The 20,052-nt window shown below is 54.5% G+C and carries 20 protein-coding genes; 4 read left to right on the top strand and 16 right to left on the bottom strand.

Annotated elements, in window-relative coordinates; all coding sequences use genetic code 11:
- Window positions 1-23 precede the first annotated feature (23 nt).
- The 5 genes from NSQ24_RS07095 to NSQ24_RS07075 all read right to left on the bottom strand — a co-directional run bounded on the left by NSQ24_RS07095 (window position 24) and on the right by NSQ24_RS07075 (window position 5,106).
- The gene (locus NSQ24_RS07095; RefSeq protein ID WP_003388093.1) at window positions 24-1,298 is read right to left on the bottom strand and encodes a TRAP transporter large permease subunit; all 1,275 of its coding nucleotides are present in this window, start codon (window positions 1,296-1,298) and stop codon (window positions 24-26) included.
- Window positions 1,286-1,777: a TRAP transporter small permease gene (locus tag NSQ24_RS07090; protein ID WP_003388095.1), complete on the bottom strand. Its 492-nt coding sequence runs from the start codon at window positions 1,775-1,777 to the stop codon at window positions 1,286-1,288. Before NSQ24_RS07090 ends, NSQ24_RS07095 begins: the two co-directional genes overlap by 13 nt.
- Window positions 1,778-1,869: 92 nt before the next feature.
- Window positions 1,870-2,889: a TRAP transporter substrate-binding protein gene (locus NSQ24_RS07085; RefSeq protein ID WP_003388096.1), complete on the bottom strand. Its 1,020-nt coding sequence runs from the start codon at window positions 2,887-2,889 to the stop codon at window positions 1,870-1,872.
- A 288-nt stretch (window positions 2,890-3,177) separates the two neighbouring features.
- Window positions 3,178-4,776: a DASS family sodium-coupled anion symporter gene (locus NSQ24_RS07080; protein WP_279041625.1), complete on the bottom strand. Its 1,599-nt coding sequence runs from the start codon at window positions 4,774-4,776 to the stop codon at window positions 3,178-3,180.
- Between the two features lie 57 nt (window positions 4,777-4,833).
- Complete coding sequence (locus NSQ24_RS07075) at window positions 4,834-5,106, bottom strand: cupin domain-containing protein (RefSeq protein WP_255320276.1); 273 nt, start codon at window positions 5,104-5,106, stop codon at window positions 4,834-4,836.
- A gap of 91 nt (window positions 5,107-5,197) precedes the next feature.
- On the opposite strand from NSQ24_RS07075, the gene NSQ24_RS07070 reads away from it, so the two are divergent.
- From NSQ24_RS07070 to NSQ24_RS07055, 4 genes are all read left to right on the top strand, one after another.
- A complete protein-coding gene (locus NSQ24_RS07070) occupies window positions 5,198-5,473 on the top strand; it encodes an L-lactate permease (RefSeq protein ID WP_024983463.1) in 276 nt (91 codons plus the stop codon).
- Between the two features lie 453 nt (window positions 5,474-5,926).
- A complete protein-coding gene (locus NSQ24_RS07065; protein ID WP_024983464.1) occupies window positions 5,927-6,415 on the top strand; it encodes a hypothetical protein in 489 nt (162 codons plus the stop codon).
- Between the two features lie 60 nt (window positions 6,416-6,475).
- Window positions 6,476-7,165, top strand: coding sequence for a hypothetical protein (locus NSQ24_RS07060; protein WP_279041626.1), 690 nt, complete (start codon window positions 6,476-6,478; stop codon window positions 7,163-7,165).
- Window positions 7,166-7,189: 24 nt separating this feature from the next.
- A complete protein-coding gene (locus tag NSQ24_RS07055; RefSeq protein WP_251247396.1) occupies window positions 7,190-8,404 on the top strand; it encodes an IS256 family transposase in 1,215 nt (404 codons plus the stop codon).
- 593 nt (window positions 8,405-8,997) lie between these two features.
- On the opposite strand, the gene NSQ24_RS07050 is transcribed toward NSQ24_RS07055, so the two are convergent.
- The 11 genes from NSQ24_RS07050 to NSQ24_RS07000 all read right to left on the bottom strand — a co-directional run bounded on the left by NSQ24_RS07050 (window position 8,998) and on the right by NSQ24_RS07000 (window position 20,049).
- Window positions 8,998-9,444, bottom strand: coding sequence for a hypothetical protein (locus NSQ24_RS07050; RefSeq protein WP_024983466.1), 447 nt, complete (start codon window positions 9,442-9,444; stop codon window positions 8,998-9,000).
- A 108-nt stretch (window positions 9,445-9,552) separates the two neighbouring features.
- Window positions 9,553-10,197 carry a bifunctional precorrin-2 dehydrogenase/sirohydrochlorin ferrochelatase gene (locus tag NSQ24_RS07045; RefSeq protein ID WP_003388099.1) on the bottom strand — a complete coding sequence of 215 codons (645 nt, stop codon included), beginning with the start codon at window positions 10,195-10,197 and terminating at the stop codon, window positions 9,553-9,555.
- A gap of 5 nt (window positions 10,198-10,202) precedes the next feature.
- Entirely contained in the window at window positions 10,203-10,994 is a 792-nt protein-coding gene (cobA, locus tag NSQ24_RS07040) for a uroporphyrinogen-III C-methyltransferase (protein WP_003388100.1), read from the bottom strand.
- Complete coding sequence (cobT, locus tag NSQ24_RS07035; protein WP_339167512.1) at window positions 10,991-12,046, bottom strand: nicotinate-nucleotide--dimethylbenzimidazole phosphoribosyltransferase; 1,056 nt, start codon at window positions 12,044-12,046, stop codon at window positions 10,991-10,993. Before cobT ends, cobA begins: the two co-directional genes overlap by 4 nt.
- Complete coding sequence (locus tag NSQ24_RS07030; protein ID WP_228006889.1) at window positions 11,994-13,538, bottom strand: cobyric acid synthase; 1,545 nt, start codon at window positions 13,536-13,538, stop codon at window positions 11,994-11,996. Before NSQ24_RS07030 ends, cobT begins: the two co-directional genes overlap by 53 nt.
- 175 nt (window positions 13,539-13,713) lie before the next feature.
- Window positions 13,714-15,093 carry a cobyrinate a,c-diamide synthase gene (locus tag NSQ24_RS07025; protein ID WP_031932194.1) on the bottom strand — a complete coding sequence of 460 codons (1,380 nt, stop codon included), beginning with the start codon at window positions 15,091-15,093 and terminating at the stop codon, window positions 13,714-13,716.
- Complete coding sequence (locus NSQ24_RS07020; protein WP_122958625.1) at window positions 15,090-16,232, bottom strand: cobalamin biosynthesis protein; 1,143 nt, start codon at window positions 16,230-16,232, stop codon at window positions 15,090-15,092. Before NSQ24_RS07020 ends, NSQ24_RS07025 begins: the two co-directional genes overlap by 4 nt.
- The gene (gene cobM / locus NSQ24_RS07015; protein ID WP_003388106.1) at window positions 16,229-17,011 is read right to left on the bottom strand and encodes a precorrin-4 C(11)-methyltransferase; all 783 of its coding nucleotides are present in this window, start codon (window positions 17,009-17,011) and stop codon (window positions 16,229-16,231) included. The genes NSQ24_RS07020 and cobM overlap by 4 nt, the downstream gene beginning before the upstream one ends.
- Complete coding sequence (gene cobI / locus NSQ24_RS07010) at window positions 17,008-17,724, bottom strand: precorrin-2 C(20)-methyltransferase (protein WP_003388108.1); 717 nt, start codon at window positions 17,722-17,724, stop codon at window positions 17,008-17,010. The genes cobM and cobI overlap by 4 nt, the downstream gene beginning before the upstream one ends.
- The gene (gene cbiE, locus NSQ24_RS07005; RefSeq protein WP_122958624.1) at window positions 17,721-18,950 is read right to left on the bottom strand and encodes a precorrin-6y C5,15-methyltransferase (decarboxylating) subunit CbiE; all 1,230 of its coding nucleotides are present in this window, start codon (window positions 18,948-18,950) and stop codon (window positions 17,721-17,723) included. Before cbiE ends, cobI begins: the two co-directional genes overlap by 4 nt.
- On the bottom strand, window positions 18,913-20,049 hold the full coding sequence (locus NSQ24_RS07000) for a cobalt-precorrin-5B (C(1))-methyltransferase (RefSeq protein ID WP_024983473.1): 1,137 nt from the start codon (window positions 20,047-20,049) through the stop codon (window positions 18,913-18,915). The genes cbiE and NSQ24_RS07000 overlap by 38 nt, the downstream gene beginning before the upstream one ends.
- Between the last annotated feature and the right edge of the window lie 3 nt (window positions 20,050-20,052).

Genomic DNA, 20,052 nt, shown 5'->3' with positions numbered 1-20,052 from the left:
TTCTCCTTTTTTTGACAAGAGCTTCAGTTCGCCATCTGGACCGGCAGCCACAGCGACAGGGACGGCCAAATGATAATGATGACCAGTACCAGCACCATCAGGGCAATGAAAGGCATAACGCCCTTTACCACTTCCTCGAGCTTTTCCCTGGTGATGCCGCTCACCACGAACAGGTTGAGTCCGACCGGCGGCGTGATCATGCCAAGCTCCATGTTTACCGTCATGATAATGGCAAAATGAATGACGTCGATGCCAAGCAACTGCAGGATCGGCAGGAAGATCGGCAGCGTAATCAAAATAATCGATGTCGGCTCAAGGAACATCCCCATGATAAAGAACAGGATGTTGCATGCAATCAAGAATGTCCACTTGTTGACGTCGCCCTCCATGATCCATGCCGCAATATCCTGCGGCACCTGGGCGTTGGTCAGGTACAGGCCAAACACGGTAGCGCCCGCGATGATGAAAAAGATCATCGCGCTCGTATTCACCGTTTCCCGCAGGATGGCTTGCGTGTCCTTCCAGGAAATCTGGCGGTAGACGAACACCGCCATGATCAGGGAGTAGACACACGCGACAACAGAGGCTTCCGTCGGAGTGGCCACGCCCATGTAGATCGTGCCGAGAATCAAAAAGGGCAGGAAGGCGGCAGGCAGCGCCCTTATGCTCAGCTTGATCCGCTCCTCCCAGCTCGCTTTGGGGAGACGGCCAAAATTTTTCACCTTCGCGTAAATGATTGCGGCAATGACCAGTACTAAAGTCAAAAACAGTCCGGGCACAAAACCGGCCATAAACAGCTTTCCGATCGATTCCTCCGCTACAGTCCCGTAGACGATCAGCGGAATCGACGGCGGAATCAATATGCCAAGCGTTCCGGCTGCGGCAACGAGGCCCATCGAATACCGCTTGCTGTAGCCTGCTGCCACCATCCCGGGGATCATGATCGCCCCGATGGCGGCAGCTGTCGCCGGGCTGGAGCCGGAAATCGCGGCAAACACTGCGCACGCCAGGATCGTCACGACGGACAAGCCGCCGGAATAATGGCCTACCCATGCCCGCAGCGCATCGATCAACGCTTTTGAAATCCCCCCGCGCGACATCAGCACCCCGGCCAGGATAAACCCGGGAATCGCCATCAGAGTCGCCACATTCAGTGCCGAGAACATCTTCTGGGGCAGAACATCCAGATTAAAGCCGCTGTCCAGCAGCGCCAGCGAAGCGGAAAAAACAAGGGCGATCGCGACCGGCACCCTCAGCAGCAGGAGCAGGAAAAAGAGGATAAATACTATCCATTCCACTCAATCTTCACCTCTTTTTTCAGACTGGCCAAGAGTTTTTCCACGAAGCGATAGCCGAGCATCAGTCCGCTCAACGGAATGACGAGATAGACGATCCACAGATAAATTCCGACGTCAGTCGATTGCTGCTGCGTGACCCAGTACAGCGAAAGCAGCTTTCCTCCAAAAAAGATAAAACAAAGGCAAAAGAGGGCACCAAGCGCATTTGAAAACACGTCAAACGCCTTTCGCAAGGCTGGAGAAACGCGGTCGTACACAATGTCGACCTGGATGTGATGGCCGTCCCGGAGCGCGACAGCAAACCCTGTCAAGGCTCCCCAGACAACAAAGTAGGTGGAGATTTCATCGATCCACGCTTTGGGACTGTTAAACACATACCGGCAAACTACTCCGTAAAAGATCAGCGATACACCGATGACAATCAGTGTCCCTGCAAGGTAATCCTCGAAAGTGGCATATCGCTCCCGCCATTTTGACATTGTATCTACCTCCCCCGGTCATTGGTTGGAAGAGAAAGGCACCTTGCTCCCTTTAGGCAGGTGCCTTTCCTGGCTTTCCATTTTCCCCTGAATTACAGCTTTCTGGCTCCGTCGATGATCTCTTTTCCGACCGTCTCGGCAAACTCGCTGTAAACCGGCTCCATCAGCTTTACGAATGCCTCGCGCTCGGACTCGCTCAGCTCGACAACCGTCATGCCGGAGTTTCTCAGGTTGTTCTCCGATTCTTTATCCAGCTGCACAGCCAGCTCGCGCTCGTATTTTGTCGCTTCGGCCATGGATTCGTCAAACGCCTTGCGGAACTCTTCCGGCAGCTCGCTGTACCATTTTTTGTTTGTCAGGACGATGTAGTCGAGGCGTCCGTGGTTGGAGACGAGCAGATGTTTCTGCACTTCCACGTATTTTTGCGTGTCGATGTTGTTCCAGGTGTTTTCCTGGCCGTCAACGGTTCCCTGCTGCAGGGCGGTATAGGTTTCACCGAAAGGAATGGTTGCTGCACCGGAACCGAGCGCTTTAAACTGCGCTTCCAGTACCTTTCCTGCCTGCGTCCGGAATTTCAGGCCTTTGAAGTCCTCAGGCTTTGCCAGCGGCTTGTTTGCGGTAAACACCTTAAACCCGTTTTCCCACATGGCCAGGCCCAGCATGTTTTTGCTCTCCAGCGAGCCCAGCAGCTTTTTGCCCAGCTCTCCGTCCCAGAACTTGATCACCGAGTCGTGGTTTTTAAACAGGAACGGCATGTCGACGATTTGGAAAGCCGGATTGAAGCCGACCAGCTTCGTCGCGGAAGGTGCGATGATATGAACGTTCCCCGCCTGCAGCGCTTCCATCTCGTCCTTGTCGCCGTAGAGCTGGGAGGACGGATACACCTCGACCTTCACTTTTCCGCCCGTCTTTTCCGCCATCAGCTCGGCGAATCTGGTAGCAGCCTTGCCTTTCGGGCTGTCAGCCGTCGTAACGTGAGAAAACTTGATGATCAACGGTTTTTCCGGTGTATACGCCGATGCATCCTGTGTCTTTGCGCCGCCGCAGCCCGCAGCCGTCAGCATCAGCACAGACAGACAGCCTGCCAGTGCAGCCTTCCATCTTTTTTTCATAAGAATACCCCCTACTCTTTTTCCTTCCGCCATGAAAGCGTTTACCAAAAATATTGTAGTAAATTTTGGAATCATTATAAATATTGTGTTCTTATTGTTCTTTTTGGTCATTTTGGTCACGGCGAAACCGGCATGGAGCAGGGATTCGGAGCGGAGAGAAGGGTCCTCTTCTTGTCTAGCAAATGGAAAACATGACAAAAAAGCGACTGGATGCCAGCAGGGCGCCAAAAAACAGCCGGCAGATCAGTCGCTCTTTTTTTGCAATTACCGTGACTATGACTATCTGAACTAATAATACCCGAGCCATTTCCACCAGGTCAGCGCCATCAGGAATGTTAGGCCCGTCGTTACGAGTGTCAGCCAAAAGCCGGGTACAAAGAAATCCTGCTGCGTCACCCACCCTGTCCCGTGCACCATCACGCCCGGAATCGTCTCGACAACCAGAATAAATCCGTACAGACTGGTAAGCCCGGCAACAAAGGCGAGCAGCAGCGCCGGAGAATCGGGGGAGTGGGCCGCCAACGCCATCACAACAGGCACGGTGGCGATCACCGCCGTGGATACATTTGACGTCACCTTGTGGATCAGTTGTGTCAGCACAGCCACTGTCAGCACTGCCAGCGCGGGATTGGAAAAGAGGTACAGCGTCAAATCGGATTCCATCCATTTGGACAAGTAACCTGTCACACCTGTCTCGTACAGCGCCCTTCCCAGCGACAGCGTGACGCCAAGCATCACCAGCGGAGCAAATTTGACATCGAGAATCTTCTCCCAGTCCGCCACCTTGATCCCCGGCCACGCCATCAGAACAGCTCCGATCAAGGCGGGAATGACCGGAGGCCACCCGTGAACGCCTTCCAGCGCCCACAAGACGCAGACCCCTGCGAGGATGCCCATCAGCCGTTTTTCCCTGGAGCTGACCGGTCCCAGCTCCGCGATCAACTCTTTCATCTTTTCCTTCAATCCGCTGGGCATCGGCTCTTTCACGGGAAAAGAGCGATACAGCACCCACCAGGATGCCGGGATCATGATCAGCCACATCGGCAAAGCGAGCACGAGCCAGTCCGTATAGGTCACGTGTGTCTGCAGATAGGTGTTGATCAAATCGACCGTAATCACGTTTCCAAGAGCTGCCGGCAGGACAGCCGTTCCGCTTATTCCGCAGCCGATCACGACACCCATCATCAGCTTTTTGCCGCGGACATCCCCCGCTTTTACGCCGAGAATCGACGTGATGGAAAAAACGATGGGCAACAGCATCGCCGTACGCACGGCAGCGGCGGGAATGAAAAAGGCCATGACCTGGGGAACGAGGATGATCCCGGCGAGTACGCCTCCTTTTTTCTCGCCAAACCAGTAGAGCAGCTGATACGCCAGCCGCTTGCCCAGCGGAGTCTGTTCGACCCCGCTCGCAATCATCATGCCTGCAACGATAAGAAAGATAGCAGGCGATGCAAAGCCAGACAGGATCAAATCGGTGGAAACCGCTCCCGAGATCGGCAGCAAAAACAGAACCAGCACGGCGGTCATCGAAAAAGGGATCGGCTCCAGCACCCAGAGCACGATGACGGCCAGCGTAATCGCAAGGGTGACCCGAGCCCCATAGTCCATATATGCTTCGAGTCCAAAATAGACGAGGACAAAAGCGAGGACAGACAAGGCAAACCAGAGCAGCTTTCGCAGCGCCTTCCGCCGTTTGGCTGTCGCCGATTCCGGCCTGTCTGCCGCCGATTTCGGGCTAGTTGCCACCGATTCCGGGCTGGTCACCGCCGATTCCGGGCTGGTCACCGCCGATTCCGGGCTGGTCACCGCCGATTCCGGGCTGACCGCATCAGATTCTGGCCTAACTGCCTCCTCATCCGGCTGCCGATTTGTCATCGTGGACATAGGCTTACCCCCAAAAACGCATTCTTCGTACAGGATAGGGTATCCCTTTTTATTTGTCTATCTATTTAGAAGATTCATATAAACCTCTGACTTCTGCTGCCTGACTGATCTGCTGTTAGTAGAGTCATTTACGGGATAATCGCTAAATGGCATGTCCCCGACATTGATAAAACGGTGGGGAATATCCGCCTCAAAGTAGAGCGAATCCCCTTCTTCCAAAATCGTATCGAGCAGGCATTCGCCAAGCACGGCCCGCATCCTCCCTTGAGTGACGACCAGGTATTCCTTTACACCTTTTTGGTGTGCGACGGATGTTATCCGCCGCTTCAATGACGGATACGCTGGCCCAAGCCGCAGCCACTTTGTTTGGCGGTGCCTTTATGTTCTTCTCCTCGGTGATCGGCGGGATGGGCGGCGCTTTTTGACCAGAAGCAACACCGGTTCTAATGCGATGTTTATCAAGCTGCAGACGCAAACGGCCACGCAGCTGGGCATTTCCCCCGAGCTGGTTACCTATAGACAAAATACGGCATCTTTCCACTCTATGCTGGCTTCTCCTTCTCGCGTCCTGCTCGGTGTCACCGTAGGGGATGTAAAAGAGAGGGAGCATGAGTTGCTCAAGAAAATCACTTTGATTGTGCTTAAAACGATCTTCCGGGTCGTTCTCGGCCTCGTGCGGATTCAGTTTTTTTCGTAACAGGCTTTGCGATTTCCATTTCCATTTGCATCAAAAACGAGGCGGCTCACGGGGTTCAATTCGCACGGCACGTCCTTTGGCGCATTGCCGGCCGGCCAGTCGTTTGCATTCTGCTTTCATCCATACATTTGATAATTTTATACCACTAAAGCGAATTCATAATTTACCCTTTTTTTCCATACTTTATAATGGTATATTTTAAAAAAACAATTTGATTCCCTATCTGAAAATCAGTTAATCCCGTTATCTCCTCCCGAATTTCTAACTAGCCATTATTTCCCCAATGACTGCGAATAAAGAAGCTTCCCGAGCCTATTGTATAAACGAGTCTTTGCTGATGAATGTTTGCTGCATCCATTTTCTGTTTTTATATTCGATTGTAAAAAACTGATACATTCCTGCTTTGTAATAAAGTCGCAGACACAACACTTTGGAAGAAGGGAGAAGAGTATTATGAGGTATTTGATGCTTGTATTAATGATATTTGTTATCCTTTCTGGTTGTTCATTAGGTAGTAAAGATAGTTTAATGTGGTTTTCTTCACCCGATGCCGCAATTCAAAATGGTATTAAACTAGAAAGTATTAATGAAAGTGATTTGTTGTCAACAGTAGAAACAGACGGCGAAACACTACTTATTTTTAAGCAAAATGTACCCGAAGGAACGATAGTTGGTGTTGCAAGTTTAAGCAAAAAAGATGGACAATTCGCATGGTATAGAGAGAACGATCCTGTATTAGTAAAACGTCTGAATGAAACCGCATCACCTGCTATAACATGTGAAATTAATACTCAATCAAAGAAAACCTTCTACGTTTACCTTGGAGTTACAAGTACTATCGAGAATAGAATCAGCCTTAAAAACGGAAGTAAGGTCCAGCCTTCTATTGATAAAAATAGCGGGATCTACTATTATGTTGAATCCGCAAATGACAAAAAATAGCTGTTCCATTTTTAACTTTTAATAGTATAATTTGAATAAATTGGTAAATGAGGGTATTAAATGAAAAGGATTCTGAAATTTTTGTCTCTTGGTATTAGTTGCACACTAAGTCTATTGGTCTTATCTTCTTCAGTAGTAGCAGCAAGTGGTAAGGAAAACAGAGCTTATCAAGAAATTAACAGAGAAAATGCTTTTATCGACCCATCAACCGGTCTGCTTATCACCCCACTAAAAGAGGTTGGTGGCTATTTAGTACCAATGACCAAAGAGGAATATATATCTAATACAACGGATTTACACACCCAAAACAACCAGAGAACAATCCCTACAAATAATAAAGCTAATACGATAAATCCTGCAGCTGATTATCGCGAATACTACACCTATACTGAAACCACAAATTCAACTGAGTGGAGTAGAGATTGGATACAAGTTACTGATGGAATTAAATGCACATCAACTGGTGGATGTTCCCTTGGTAAGACTGTATCAGCACAAGTCAGTCACTCTTTCAGCGCTTCTGTAGGTGCAGAAAAAGACGCGATTTCTGCCGGAGCCTCCTTTACTTGGCAAAAAACCTATTCATCTACTGATCACTATACCTTTAACTTAGCTTTGGGAGAAAGAGGATATATCGCATTCGTACCCAGATTCAAGAAAACTGAAGGAGTACTATATAAATATTCTAATTGGGATGGTCGAGTCTGTAAAATATTTTGTGTAAACTCTCAACCTCTAAACTACAATTAGGAGTAGAAAGGTTGGGAGATTTTTATGATGTCAAAAGAGCAGATCAAGCAGTGGATCAAAGAGAAAAACATGAAGTCAGTGGACGACGTACAGTCAGCGTTAAAGGATCTATTCGCAGACACAATCCAAGAAATGCTGGAAGCTGAAATCGAGTCCTCTCTTGGATACGCCAAGCATGACATGAAAAACAAGCGGACAACCAACAGTCGCAATGGGTATAGCAAGAAAACCGTCCGTTCTGAGTACGGGGATGTCGACATCCAAGTCCCTCGAGATCGAGAGGGTGATTTTGAACCAAACATTGTAAAGAAACATCAATCCAATGTTACAGGGATCGAAGATCAAATTCTTGCTCTCTATGCCAAAGGCGTATCCACACGCGATATCCAAGACCATCTGCAGCAGCTCTATGGCATCGAAGTCTCACCAACGCTCATATCAAATGTAACGAATAAGATTGTACCGATGATCAAAGAGTGGCAAAATCGCCCCTTGCAAGCGGTTTATGCTGTTGTTTTCCTTGACGCCATTCACTTTAAGGTAAAACAGGACGGAGCTATCGTCAATAAAGCCGCCTATATGGTCATTGGTATTGACCTTGACGGTCATAAAGATGTGCTTGGGATCTGGATTGGGGAGAATGAATCGGCAAAATTCTGGCTGCATGTCCTCAACGAACTGAAAAATCGTGGAGTCCAGGATATTCTCATTACAAGCGTCGATAATCTTCGTGGCTTTACAGAAGCCATCTCTGCATGTTATCCGAAGACGGAGATTCAGAAATGTGTTATCCATCAAATCCGAAATTCCATCAAGTATGTTTCCTATAAGGATCTCAAAAAGATCACGTCCGAGCTAAAACCTATCTACAAGGCTCCAACGGAGCAAGCCGCGTTGGAAGAACTCGATCAGTTTGAACAAACCTGGGGCAGTAGATATCCCTTGATGGTTCGTTCCTGGCGGAATAACTGGGACGAGATTGCCACTTTCTTTAAATATCCTCCAGAGATTCGAAAGCTGATTTATACAACTAACGTGATCGAGAGTTATCATCGACAGCTTCGAAAGGTGACAAAAGGAAAAGCCATGTTTCCCACAGATGATGCCCTTTTGAAGATGTTATATCTCGTAACCATGGATGTTCTACGAAAGTGGACGGGACGAGTTCAGAACTGGGGCCAGATTCTCTTACAGCTATCCGTTTTCTTTGAAGATCGGGTACAGCCGTACATCCGTTAACAAATGAAAGGCTTCATCCCCGAAGGGATTATCTTTCTCTCCACCAACGCGTCAAGGGTTCGCTTCGCCTTTCGCCCTTGACTCTATTGGCTCCGAAAAAGATGTCCCAATTAGGGGGATGAAACCTTTTCATATATTGGTTGATTGAGTTTACACAAAAATCTTGACAGACCCGGATGGTCTCCTATCGAAAAAAAATGCTTGGGGCCTGTCTCCAAATGGCGGGTACTATACTTTTGTCCACACAGATTATTAAAAATAAGTTTTTGATTTCTGGGATACAAGACAGAAGCTAGTAGACAAGCATACTTATGTGTTTAAAATACAGCCAATTAGACTGGTAGAAAAATATATACGGCGACCACTACTCGGTATTCCACCGGGAAAGGTCGCCGTGTTTTCTTAGAATACTTATTCTCTATAGATGGGTATTAACCATTACTTAATCTCACTAGCAACATACAAATCTCACATTTCTCATGATAATGCTTCTTTATTCATTCATTCTTCGCTCCAAGCTTGTTTTCAGCGATTCTTCGTGGACCAGACAGCCAACAGAACGAGAGCGAACTAAAAAAATGTTCTGCACACCGCTATTCCTTAATCTTAAAAGACGCTTTGATCCCCGATACCTCGGCAAACATCGCCTGGTATTCCCGCTCCTTCTCGGCATCGCCCAAAATCCATTGCACATCGGTCGGCGTGCTGAACGAGTATACCTTGTCATCCGTCTCGCCGATTTTCTCCAAGTGAATGACCGTCGTCAATTCCTCGCCGTCCTGCTTCCATTCTTCCTGGCTCCAGACTCTGACTTCGCACAGAATGCCGCCGGGCTGGTTTGCTTTGCTGGAAAAGATGATCTGGTTTTCCGTCTCTGTCACCTCGTATTTCCCTTCCCAGCTTTTTGGAAGCTGCAGCGTAAAATGATGGGTAGTGTTTTCGTACAAGATGCTCTTTGTATCCTCGCTCTTTTCTGAGCATGCTTGCAAAAAGAAAAGCGACAGGAACGCCAAACAAAATCCAAGGAATCGGCTTCTCATGAAAATGTCTCTCCTTTACAATATGGCGGATTTTCTAGCCCTTGTTGGAGAAGACGGAGCGGACTGTAAAAAGTTTCCTGTCCCTGCAATAAAAAAACCGGCCGCCATTCAGGCGCCGGTCCATCTCGTTTGTTCGATTAATTTCTCTGCCTCGAGGTCCCTTCGCTCCCGCTCTCCTGTTCTCGTCCAGTGCAGGAAGCGATCATCCAGCAATTCCGAGAGCAGCTCGCGCTTGCGCATTTCGTCCAGCGACAGAGCCAGCACGCGGCTGCGCATCGCTCCAAGAAACGCCGTATATTCCACGTATTCGGGACCGAACTGCGTCTCCACCTGCCGGCGCAGCTTCTTGGCCAATCCCGGATTGTGCCCGCCTGTCGAGATGGCGATCTGCAAATCTCCCCGCTCGACAACGGAAGGAACGGTAAAGCTGCACAAATCCGGCCTGTCGACGACGTTCACCCATTGGTGAGGACCGCAGGCTTGATACACGGCCAGATTGACAGCCGGATCGTTCGTCGCCGCAATTACGATCACCGCTTCCCGTACGTCTTCCGGAGAAAACGGCCGGCGAAACAGGACAAGACTACCTGCCCCTGCCCATTCTTCAACTGCTTGGGAGCACGACGGACTCACTACGGCCACATCCGCTCCGGCAGCGAGCAGACTGCCGATCTTCCGCTCTGCCACCTGACCGCCGCCGACGACGAGGCAGCGCTTGCCCTGCAGCTTGGCCATCATCGGATAGAGGCGCATATCCCTCACTCCATCCGCTCAAACCAGTTGATCTTCTCTCGCATGTTGACGACGTCGCCAACGAGGATAATCGCCGGGTTGGAGATGTGCGGACCTGCCGCCAGTCGTTCTTCGATGTCGGCCAGCGTGCCGGTCACGGTCGTCTGCTCGGGCATCGTTCCCCAGGCGATCACGGCGACAGGCGTTTCCGGGGCGCGGCCGTGGGCGATCAGCTGTTTGCGGATGAACGGGAGATTGCCCACTCCCATGTAGAAGGCTACGGTATCGATGCCTTTCGCCAGCGCCTGCCACTTGTCGCTGACGGCGTCCTGTGCGTCTTCTGCTTCCGCCGTTTCCGCTCTGCCCTCGCGCAAATGCCCGGTGACCACTGCAAATGACGATCCGTACTCCCTATGTGTCACCGGAATGCCCGCGTAAGCCGGAACAGCAATGCCCGCTGTCACGCCGGGAACGATCTCGAACGGAATGCCGAGCTGCGCCAGATGCTCCGCTTCCTCGCCCACTCTGCCGAATACGCACGGATCGCCGCCCTTCAGCCGGACGACCGTCTTGCCTTCCAGCGCCTTTTCTGCCAGCAAGGCGTTGATCGCCTCCTGCCGCATCGTGTGGTTGTCCGGAAGCTTGCCGCAGTAGATGCGCTCAGCATCGTCCGGGGCGTGCTCCAACAGAGCCGGGTTTGCCAGCCGGTCGTAAATCACCACATCTGCCTGCTGCAAGCACTCCAGACCTTTTACGGTAATCAGCTTCGGGTCGCCGGGACCCGCTCCTACGAGGTAAACGCGGCCAGTCTTGCTCACTCGCTGCTCACCCCCGCCTCATCAAACGTAGCCATCTCCCGCAGCATCCGCGTCGCCGCCTCGACGATCGGAAACGCGACCGCCGCTCCGCTGCCTTCCCCAAGCCTCAGGCCAAGGTCCACAAGCGGCTCCTTTCCAAGTGTTTGCAGAGCAAACGCATGGCCCGGCTCCTGTGAGCGATGTCCGCCCAAAAGGTACTCGGCAGAAACCGGGCAGAGGCGAACGGCGAGCAAGGCAGCGACGGTCGAAATGAAGCCGTCAAGCAGGACCGGGACTCGTCTTGATGCCGCGCAAAGGATGGCTCCGGCCATCGAGCCGATCTCCAGGCCGCCTACTTTGGAGAGCGCGTCGAGCGGATCGCCCGCGTCAGGCTGATGCAGGGAAAGCGCTTCTTTCACCACCGCTTTTTTCTTTTGCCATTTCTCGTCGGAGACTCCCGTTCCGCGTCCGACCAGCTCATCCTGCTCCGCTCCCGTCAAGGCAGCGAGCAGAGCGCTGCTGGCGGTCGTATTGCCGATGCCCATCTCACCGACGATCAACAGCTTTGCCCCCTCGTCGATGATCGCCTCGGCGCTTTCAAATCCTATCTGCACGCACTGCTCCGCTTCCTCGCGAGTCATCGCCCGCTCGCGCAAAAAGCTGGCTGTACCGGGCCGAACTTTCTTCGTCCAAACGCCGGGAGCATCCACATCGACTGCGACGCCGACATCGACGACGTGTAGCAGGGCGCCGATCTGCCTGGAAAATACATTGATGGCTGCCCCTCCGTGTGCGAAATTGGCTACCATCTGTGCAGTCACTTCCTGCGGATACGCAGAGACCCCCTCTGCCGCCACGCCATGATCGGCGGCAAACACAAGGACGCCGGGCGGAGTGACCGCCGGAAAGGGCTCCCCTGTCATCGCAGCCAGCTCCACAGCCAAGCTCTCCAGTCTGCCCAGGCTGCCGAGCGGCTTCGTCAGTTGATTCACATGCCTGCTTGCCTGCTGCGCTGCCTCCTCATTTCGCGGTTGTACCTGTGCCAGCTTGTTCTTCCAATCTGCTGTGTTCATTTACGCACTCACTCCCCTGAAAAGCTCTCATCTGCTCTTCGATGATGTCCAGACGCACATGGCTCCTGACGGTATCTGCGATCAAATCGAATCCTCGCTCTCTCAACGCCACGAAAGAAGGCCGCTCCGTGATCGGAGCCAGTCCCTTTCTTTTGCGAAGCGCATTGAGCAGGCGCATCCGAAGCGGATCGCTGTGAAACAACCCGTGAAAATACGTGCCAAGCACACGGCGCTCCTCATCGCAATAGCCGTCCGTGCGATCCTCCAACCGGATAAATGGAGATGCCTGTCCGGTAAAAACAGAGCGGCCCATGTGAATTTCGTAACCATCCAGAGGGATCTTCTCTCCGGCAAAAGCGGCGACTCCCCTCGACAAAACGGTCGTTTTGCGCTGCTCCATCGTCGTTTCCATCGGAATCAGCCCCATGCCGGCTGCTGATTTCAGTGGAGACTCCACCCCTGCCGGATCGTAAATCACGCTCCCCAGCATCTGGTACCCGCCGCAAATTCCCGCCAAAAAGCTGCGTCCAGCCCGGTGCAAATCCAGAATCGACTGCTCCAGCCCGGTCTTTCTCAAAAACAGCAAATCTTCCAGTGTATTCTTGCTCCCCGGCAAAATGACCAGGTCAGGCTCGCCCAGCTCTTCCGTGCGGGTGACAAAGCGGACGCGGCAATCCGGCTCCACGAAAAACGGATCAATGTCGGTAAAATTCGAGATGCGGGGATAGCGGATGACCGCGATGTCAATCTCCCTCGTCTTTTCCGCCTGCCCCTGATAGCGGTGCAGAATCAGCGAATCCTCCGCATCGATCCACAGGTCGGGAATAAACGGAACGACGCCGAGCACCGGCTTGCCTGTATAGCGTTCAAACCAGTCCAGCCCCGGCTGCAGGAGCGACAGATCGCCGCGGAACCGGTTGATGATCACCCCGATCACCCGCTCGCGATCCTGCGGCTCCAGCAGTTGGAGCGTTCCGACGAGACTGGCGAACACGCCGCCGCGCTCGATGTCGGCGACGAGAATGACTGGCGCGTTCACCAGCCGGGCAACCCGCATGTTGACAAGCTCGCGGTCATTCAGGTTCACTTCCGCCGGACTGCCTGCTCCCTCGATGACAATCCGGTCATAGGATGTGGCCAGTCTTTGATAAGCGTCTTCGATCACGCGCAAGCCCTGGTCGTAAAACTCGGTCCGGTAGGCCATCGCTTTCATGTTGCCGTACGGCTCGCCGTTGACCACGATCTGGGATTCCGCATCCCGGGTTGGCTTGATCAGAATCGGATTCATATCTGTCGTGGCGGCGATGCCTGCCGCCTCGGCCTGAACGCCCTGCGCCCGTCCGATCTCCTTGCCGTCTATGGTCACGTACGAATTGAGCGCCATGTTTTGCGATTTGAACGGTGCTGTCCGGTATCCGTCCTGGGCGAAAATGCGGCAAAACGCTGTCGCGATCACGCTTTTCCCGGCGTCGGAGCTGGTTCCCTGGATCATCAGCGGCAGGGCTTGGGATTTTTTCTCCTTTGCCGGAGCCGGAGCGTTCCCCGGGAGGCTGGCAGGCGCTGTTTGAACGGTTTCGCGAGCTGCGCTGTTTGCAACTCCGGCTCCATTCGCGCCAGGCATGCCGCTGCCTGCAGACTTAGTTCCGCTGCGGTCAAAAGCTCCATGATCAGCCACGCCTCTTCACCTCCAGGCACCGCTCCACCCAACGCTTCGCCAATGCCGGATTGGAGGCAAAGTGCAGGTGGGTGTAGCCCGCGACGAGATTGTCTTGTGCGTACCCTTCCGGCTTGGTGCCGCGCAGCCCTTTTGTTTCGTAGGCATGCGGCAGTTCCTCGTCGGCTGCGAAAGTCGAGTAGTGGAATTCATGCCCTTTCGCCTGCTCGTCCGGTCCGATCAGGAAGTTGCCCGCTTTTCCGGTGACTTCGCGGTAGCCGAGAGCAGCCAGGCGCTTTTGCATCGATACCTTTCCCGGGATCAAACCGGCCATCGGGTAGACGCTGCCGTCGGTCGTCACGATCGCCTCAGTCAAATACATGAACCCGCCGCATTCAGCGAGCGTAGGCAAGCCGGAGCGGATGGCATTCCGAAACGATTCCAGTACGGCTGTGTTTTCCGACAGCTCCGCGGCAAACTCCTCCGGAAAGCCTCCGCCGATGTAAAGTCCGTCGGCATCAGGCGGCACAGTCTCTCCGGCAAGCGGAGAAAAGTAGTGGAGCCGGGCTCCGTACGCTTCCAACAATTCAAAATTCTCCGGATAGTAGAAATGAAACGCCGGGTCTTTGGCGACGGCGATCTTCACCCGCGGGGATTGGCTGGAAACGGAACCAAACATCCGTGGCTCCACCACAAGCTCCTCAGCCTGGGCCAGCTCCCAAATGCGGGCCACGTCGACTGTCTCCGCGATCAGGTCGGCAAGCCTCTCAAACAGCGGGGCCAGCTCGCCGCGCTCGACGGAAGGCACCAGGCCGAGGTGACGCTCCGGAATCTCCAGATCGCTCTCCCGCTTCAAATAGCCCACGACGGGGACGCCGCACTCCTGCTCGATCGCTGTTTTGACGATCTTGAAATGCCCTTCGCTGCCGACCTTGTTGGCGATTACCCCGACGATGCGGGCCTCCCGGTTCAGCATTTGAAAGCCTTTGACGATCGCCGCGGCACTCCGGGCCATGCTCTGCGCACCTATAACCAAAAGGACCGGAGATTGGGTCAGGATACTGATTTCCGCCGTGCTCCCCTTGTCATTTGTCGGGTCCTTGCCGTCGTACATGCCCATGACGCCTTCAATGATGGAAATGTCGGCACCCCGGCTGCCCCGGGCAAAGATTTCTTTCATCGTATGATGATCCAGCATCCAGCTGTCCAGATTGCGGGAAACCCGCCCGGTCACGGCTGTATGGTACGTCGGATCGATGTAGTCTGGTCCGCATTTGAAGCCCTGTACGACATGGCCTTTGCGCTTCAGGGCGGCCATCAGGCCGATGGTCACGGTCGTTTTTCCCGCCCCGCTTCCCGTACCCGCAATGACGAGACGACGGCTCTTGCTCATGGTCTTCCCTCCCCGCCATACGGCATCAGGGCGACGGAAATGGTCACGTTGCCCGACTTTTTCTTCGTCAGCACGAGCTGGTCGACGCCCGCATACAGCTTCGCGGCCGGTTCGCTGACGCCATACGCGCCAGTAAACTTGTACACGGTCTCGGACGGCTCCTCCAGCTTCACCGTGTTCAGCTCCTCCGGGGAATACCAGACGAACGGCCAGCCGTATTTGCTGCAAACCTCTATGAGTCCCTCTTCATCCTTTTTCAGCTCGATCGTGGCCAGAGCCTTTACGCTCTTGATGGAGAAGCGAAGCTCAGCCAGCGTTTCCTTGATCACCGACTCGATTTCATCGGCGGAGGTGCCGCGGTTGCAGCCCATCCCGAGCACGATCACCTTGGGCCTGTACAGAACGCCGTTTTCCAAAATGGCCTCTTCCTCCGAAGACAGGATTCTGTGGGTGACGACCAAAGCGCCGTGCGGCTCGGCAGCAAGCGCTTCCGAAATCGTATCGAACACGTGGATGGACGGGGGCATCGGCGTATCATGCATCCACCAGTTGCGCTCGCCCGACTCTACGACGACAGCGACCTTTTCCTCGTTGACGACCGAGGCGCTGACCGGCGTCAATTTTTCGTCCGACTCCCACTCCCAGCCGAAGCGGCGGCCAAACAGATCAACGGGAATCGTCTTCTGCACGTCGGAAGCCGTGGTGATGACCGGATTTGCGCCCAGTACAGCAGCCACTTCCCGGGCCAGCTCGTTGGCGCCGCCCAGATGCCCCGACAGCACGCTGATCACGTTTTCTCCTCTGTCGTCTATGACGACGACCCCGGGGTCTGTTTTTTTGTCCTGCAAGATGGGGGCGATCATCCTGATCACGGCCCCGAGGGAAATGATCAGAATCAGTCCTTTGTAAGCAGGCCAAAGAGCGGGAAACAGCATCCGCACGCTGTTGTTGAACATCTGGATGCCTCTGGCTTCCTCGTCTCCTTTGGCAAACTTGCTCATGTAGTACAGGTCGCATCCGGGAAAGGTCTGGTGAAGGTTGCGGGCCATCTCGACGCCGTGCTTGGTGATGGCGACGATGGCGTACTCGCCTCTCTGCCGGATCGCCGGGATTTCTCCTTCGGTCAGCTCGATGTTCATCCTTCTTTCACACCTTTTCTGTACCCGTGCGTAAAGGTTTTATCGTACAGCTTGGAGCGATGCTGCTCGCTTTTGGCGTGGATGTCGGGGTCCAGCGCCCAGCCGGCCAAAATCATCGCGTGGGAGCGGATGCCGTTCTTGCCCATATCCTCATCCAGGTTCCTCAGCGTCGTCCGCACGATGATCTGATCCGGCCAGCTTGCGCGCTGCACCACAGCGACTGGCGTATCCAGACTCCAGCCTGCCTCCGTCAGCTCGCGGACCACCTTTTTGGTCAACGTCGCGCTCAGGAAAAGCGCGATGGTGCAGTGATGCTCAGCCAGCGCCCGCAGCTTTTCCCGCTCCGGCACAGGCGTCCGTCCCTCTGCACGGGTCAGGATCAACGTCTGGGTCAGCTCAGGGATAGTCAGTTCCGCTCCGACTGCCGCTGCCGCCGCGAAGACGGAGCTGACGCCTGGGACGATCTCCACCTCAATGCCCGCTTCTTTCAGCAGTGCGATTTGTTCCATCGTCGCTCCGTACACGGACGGATCGCCGGTGTGCAGACGCACGACCGTTTTTCCCTGGCGGATGCGGTCGACGAGCAGTCCCACCATCTCTTCCAGCGCCATCCCCGAGCTTTGCAAAACTTCTGCCCCCGGCTTCGCCTTTGCGACCAGCTCGTCGTTTACAAGCGAATCCGTGTACAGGACGACATCTGCCGATTGCAGCAGCTTCAAGCCTTTTACCGTGATCAAATCCGGGTCTCCCGGTCCTGCGCCAACTATGTACAGTTTCATCCCTTTTTCACCACCATCAGCGTGAGATAGCCAAGCTCTGCCCGCTCCAGCTCGCGGACATTGGTCCAGATCATTTCCTCCGAGGAGGTGACTTTGGTTGCCACTGCGGCATGATCGACCAAGTCCAGCTCTTTGAGCAGCCCGATGATCATTGGCAGCACTTTGGCTACCTTCAAGAAAATGACGCAGTCGTGCTCTTCAATCGCTTTGCGCATCGCTTCGCGGTCTTCTGTAGCCGGAATGATTCCGATCTGTTCATCGCCGTCCGCGAGCGGCAGATTGAGGCGGGCTGCCGCGCCGAGAAAGGACGAAATGCCCGGCACCGACACGACCGGAACCTCCGGGTATTTCTCCTTCATGACGCGCATCATGTGAATGAATGTGCTGTAAAACAGCGGGTCTCCCTCTGTGACAAAGGCGACATCCTTCCCTTCGCGAAGCCGCTCCCAGACGATGTCGGCAGTGTTGTTCCACTCCCGCTCCAAAATGTCCTTGTCCTTGGTCATCGGAAAAACGAGGCCGAGCATTTCCTTGTCCGGCGAAGGCTTGACGTACAGCTCCGCGATTTGGTGCGCGTAGCTTTTGCTGCCCATCCGTTTCTTTGGATAGGCGACGACTGGCGATTGCTGCAAAAGGCGAAATGCCTTGACCGTGATCAATTCCGGGTCTCCCGGACCGACTCCGATGCCGTACAGTGTTCCGATGGTGCTCACTGGCTGTCTCCTCCTTGCTTGTCCTCCTGCTTGGCCCAGGCGGTAATGATATAAATCGGGTTCAATCCCTCAAACCTTGTCATTGACAAAATCGGCTTGCTGCGCGAAAGCTGCGCCAGCGTAACCGATGTCTCAAAGCCTTCCGCAGCGAATGCCTGCGTCGCTTCGTACAACGTCTCGATCGTCGCGGCGTTGACCACGATGCGGCCATTTGGCCTGAGCCGGCTGCAGCAAATGCCGAGCAGCTCGCGAAGCTCGCCGCCGCTCCCTCCGATAAACACCGCATCCGGGTCGGGGAACTGGTCGAGTCCTTCCGGAGCCTTGGCGTGCACAACGGTAAAATCGGTGCGGAACTTGGCCATGTTTTCCCGGCAGTTGGCCAGATCGTCCGCATTTTTCTCGACCGCGTACACTTCCCCTTCGCGGGCGATGCGTGCTGCCTCAATTGCCACCGAACCGGTGCAGGTGCCGATGTCCCACACGATGCTTTTGGCGTGGAGCTGCAGCTGCGCGATGCTCAGAATACGCACTTCCTTTTTCGTGATCAGCCCCTTGTCGGGCTTGCGCTGGGAAAATTGCTCATCGGCGATGCCGAGCGGCCATATCGGGCCCTGTCTGCGTTTGCGCAAAATGACCACGTTCAGATCTGCGAAACCCCCGTCCGCCATCTCCTCCAGCGAGTACCAGCCTGTCCGCTCCCCGGCGCTGCCGAGATTTTCCCCGACGAAGGCGTCGTACTCGTTCATGCCAAACGAGAGCAGGTAGCGGGCAATCGCAGCCGGATTGTTTTCCTGATCGGTCAGGAGGGCCACTTTTTCCTTGCCGTCGATCCGCTGGGCCAGACCCTTGATGCTGCGCCCGTGAACGCTGAGAAACGCGGCATCCTGCCACGCCTCTCCCATCCTGGCAAAAGCAAGCTGGATCGAGCTGAGATGCGGATAAATCTCCACCTGCAATTTTTTCGCGAGCAGGCTGCCGATTCCGTAGAACAGCGGGTCCCCGGAGGCAAGGATGACCGTTTTCCGCTTCTCCTCGCGCAATTGCTCGACCATGGCGGTCAGGCCGCCTTTTAAAACCAGCTTTTCCCCCGGATAATCGGGAAAAAAGGAGAGATGCCGTTCTCCCCCCACGAGCAGCTCGCTTTCCTCTATCCACGTCCGGTACAACGGCAGCAGGCTTTGCGTACCGTCATCTCCGATTCCAATCACCTTCATTGCCTGTGTCATGAACCGTCACCTTCCCCAACAGGGTTCCTTTCATCGTGATCAGCATGGTCTCGATCTCCATGCCCCCGCCAACCTCGCGAAGTCCTGCCCGCGAGCAGCTTTCGCACAGCTTTTCAAAAAAGAGGGGGTATTCTGCCATCATGTCCCCTACCTGGGAAGCGGTATTGGCTCCCCGCGCCTCCTCGACCAACGCTTCCGGTGCACCCGCCTCCCGGACGAGCTGGGCCAGAAAGCCGAAGTCGACGGGAGCGCTTTTGGAATGGACCATCATGACGCCCTGCGCCACCTTGGAGAATTTCCCCATCATGCCCACCAGCGTCACCTTTTCGATGCCCTTGAGCTTGCATTGCTTGAGCGCAAAGCCGACAAAATCGCCCATCTCCACGAATGCTTCCTCGGGCAGCTCCGGATACTGCGTCATGCCAAACTGCTCGCTTTTGCCTCCCGTGGAAAGCACGATGTGGCGGCAGCCCATCTTCTGCGCGACGTTGATCGCCTGGGCGACGCTGGCCTTGTAGGCGGACGTGGAAAACGGCACGACGATGCCGCGCGTACCCAGGATGGAGATGCCCCCGATGATGCCAAGCCGGCCGTTCAAGGTCTTTTTGGCGATTTCCTCGCCAGCCGGTACGGAAATGACGATTTTGATCCCCCGCTCGATCCCGTGCTCATCCAGGACGGCCTGCGCGGTCTCCCTGATCATTTTGCGCGGGACCGGATTGATCGCAGCTTCACCGATGGGGACAGGCAGGCCCGGCTTGGTGACGCGGCCCACGCCGATTCCGCCGTCCAGCACGATCCCCGGTTCGTCCAGCCAGCTCACCGTACTGACGATCAAAGCGCCGTGGGTCGCATCGGGGTCATCCCCGCCGTCCTTGATAATTCCTGCTGTCGCGGAAACGGCATCAAACTCGCAGCTTTCCGTCTGGAAGCTGACGTCCTGTCCGATCGGCAGACGGATCGTCGCCTCGCGCTGTTCTTGCTGCGTGATCAGGGCGGTCAGCGCCGCTTTGGTGGCTGCCGTGGCGCATGAACCGGTTGTATAGCCGTGACGCAATGGTTTTGCTTCCTTTTCCTCCGCAGTCGCTTTCCCCGCCATGAA

The sequence above is a fragment of the Brevibacillus sp. FSL L8-0520 genome (assembly GCF_037963895.1).
Classification (GTDB): Bacteria; Bacillota; Bacilli; order Brevibacillales; family Brevibacillaceae; genus Brevibacillus; species Brevibacillus borstelensis.
The sequence above is the reverse complement of the archived record's forward strand: the minus strand, read 5'-3'. Positions and strand labels throughout refer to the sequence as shown.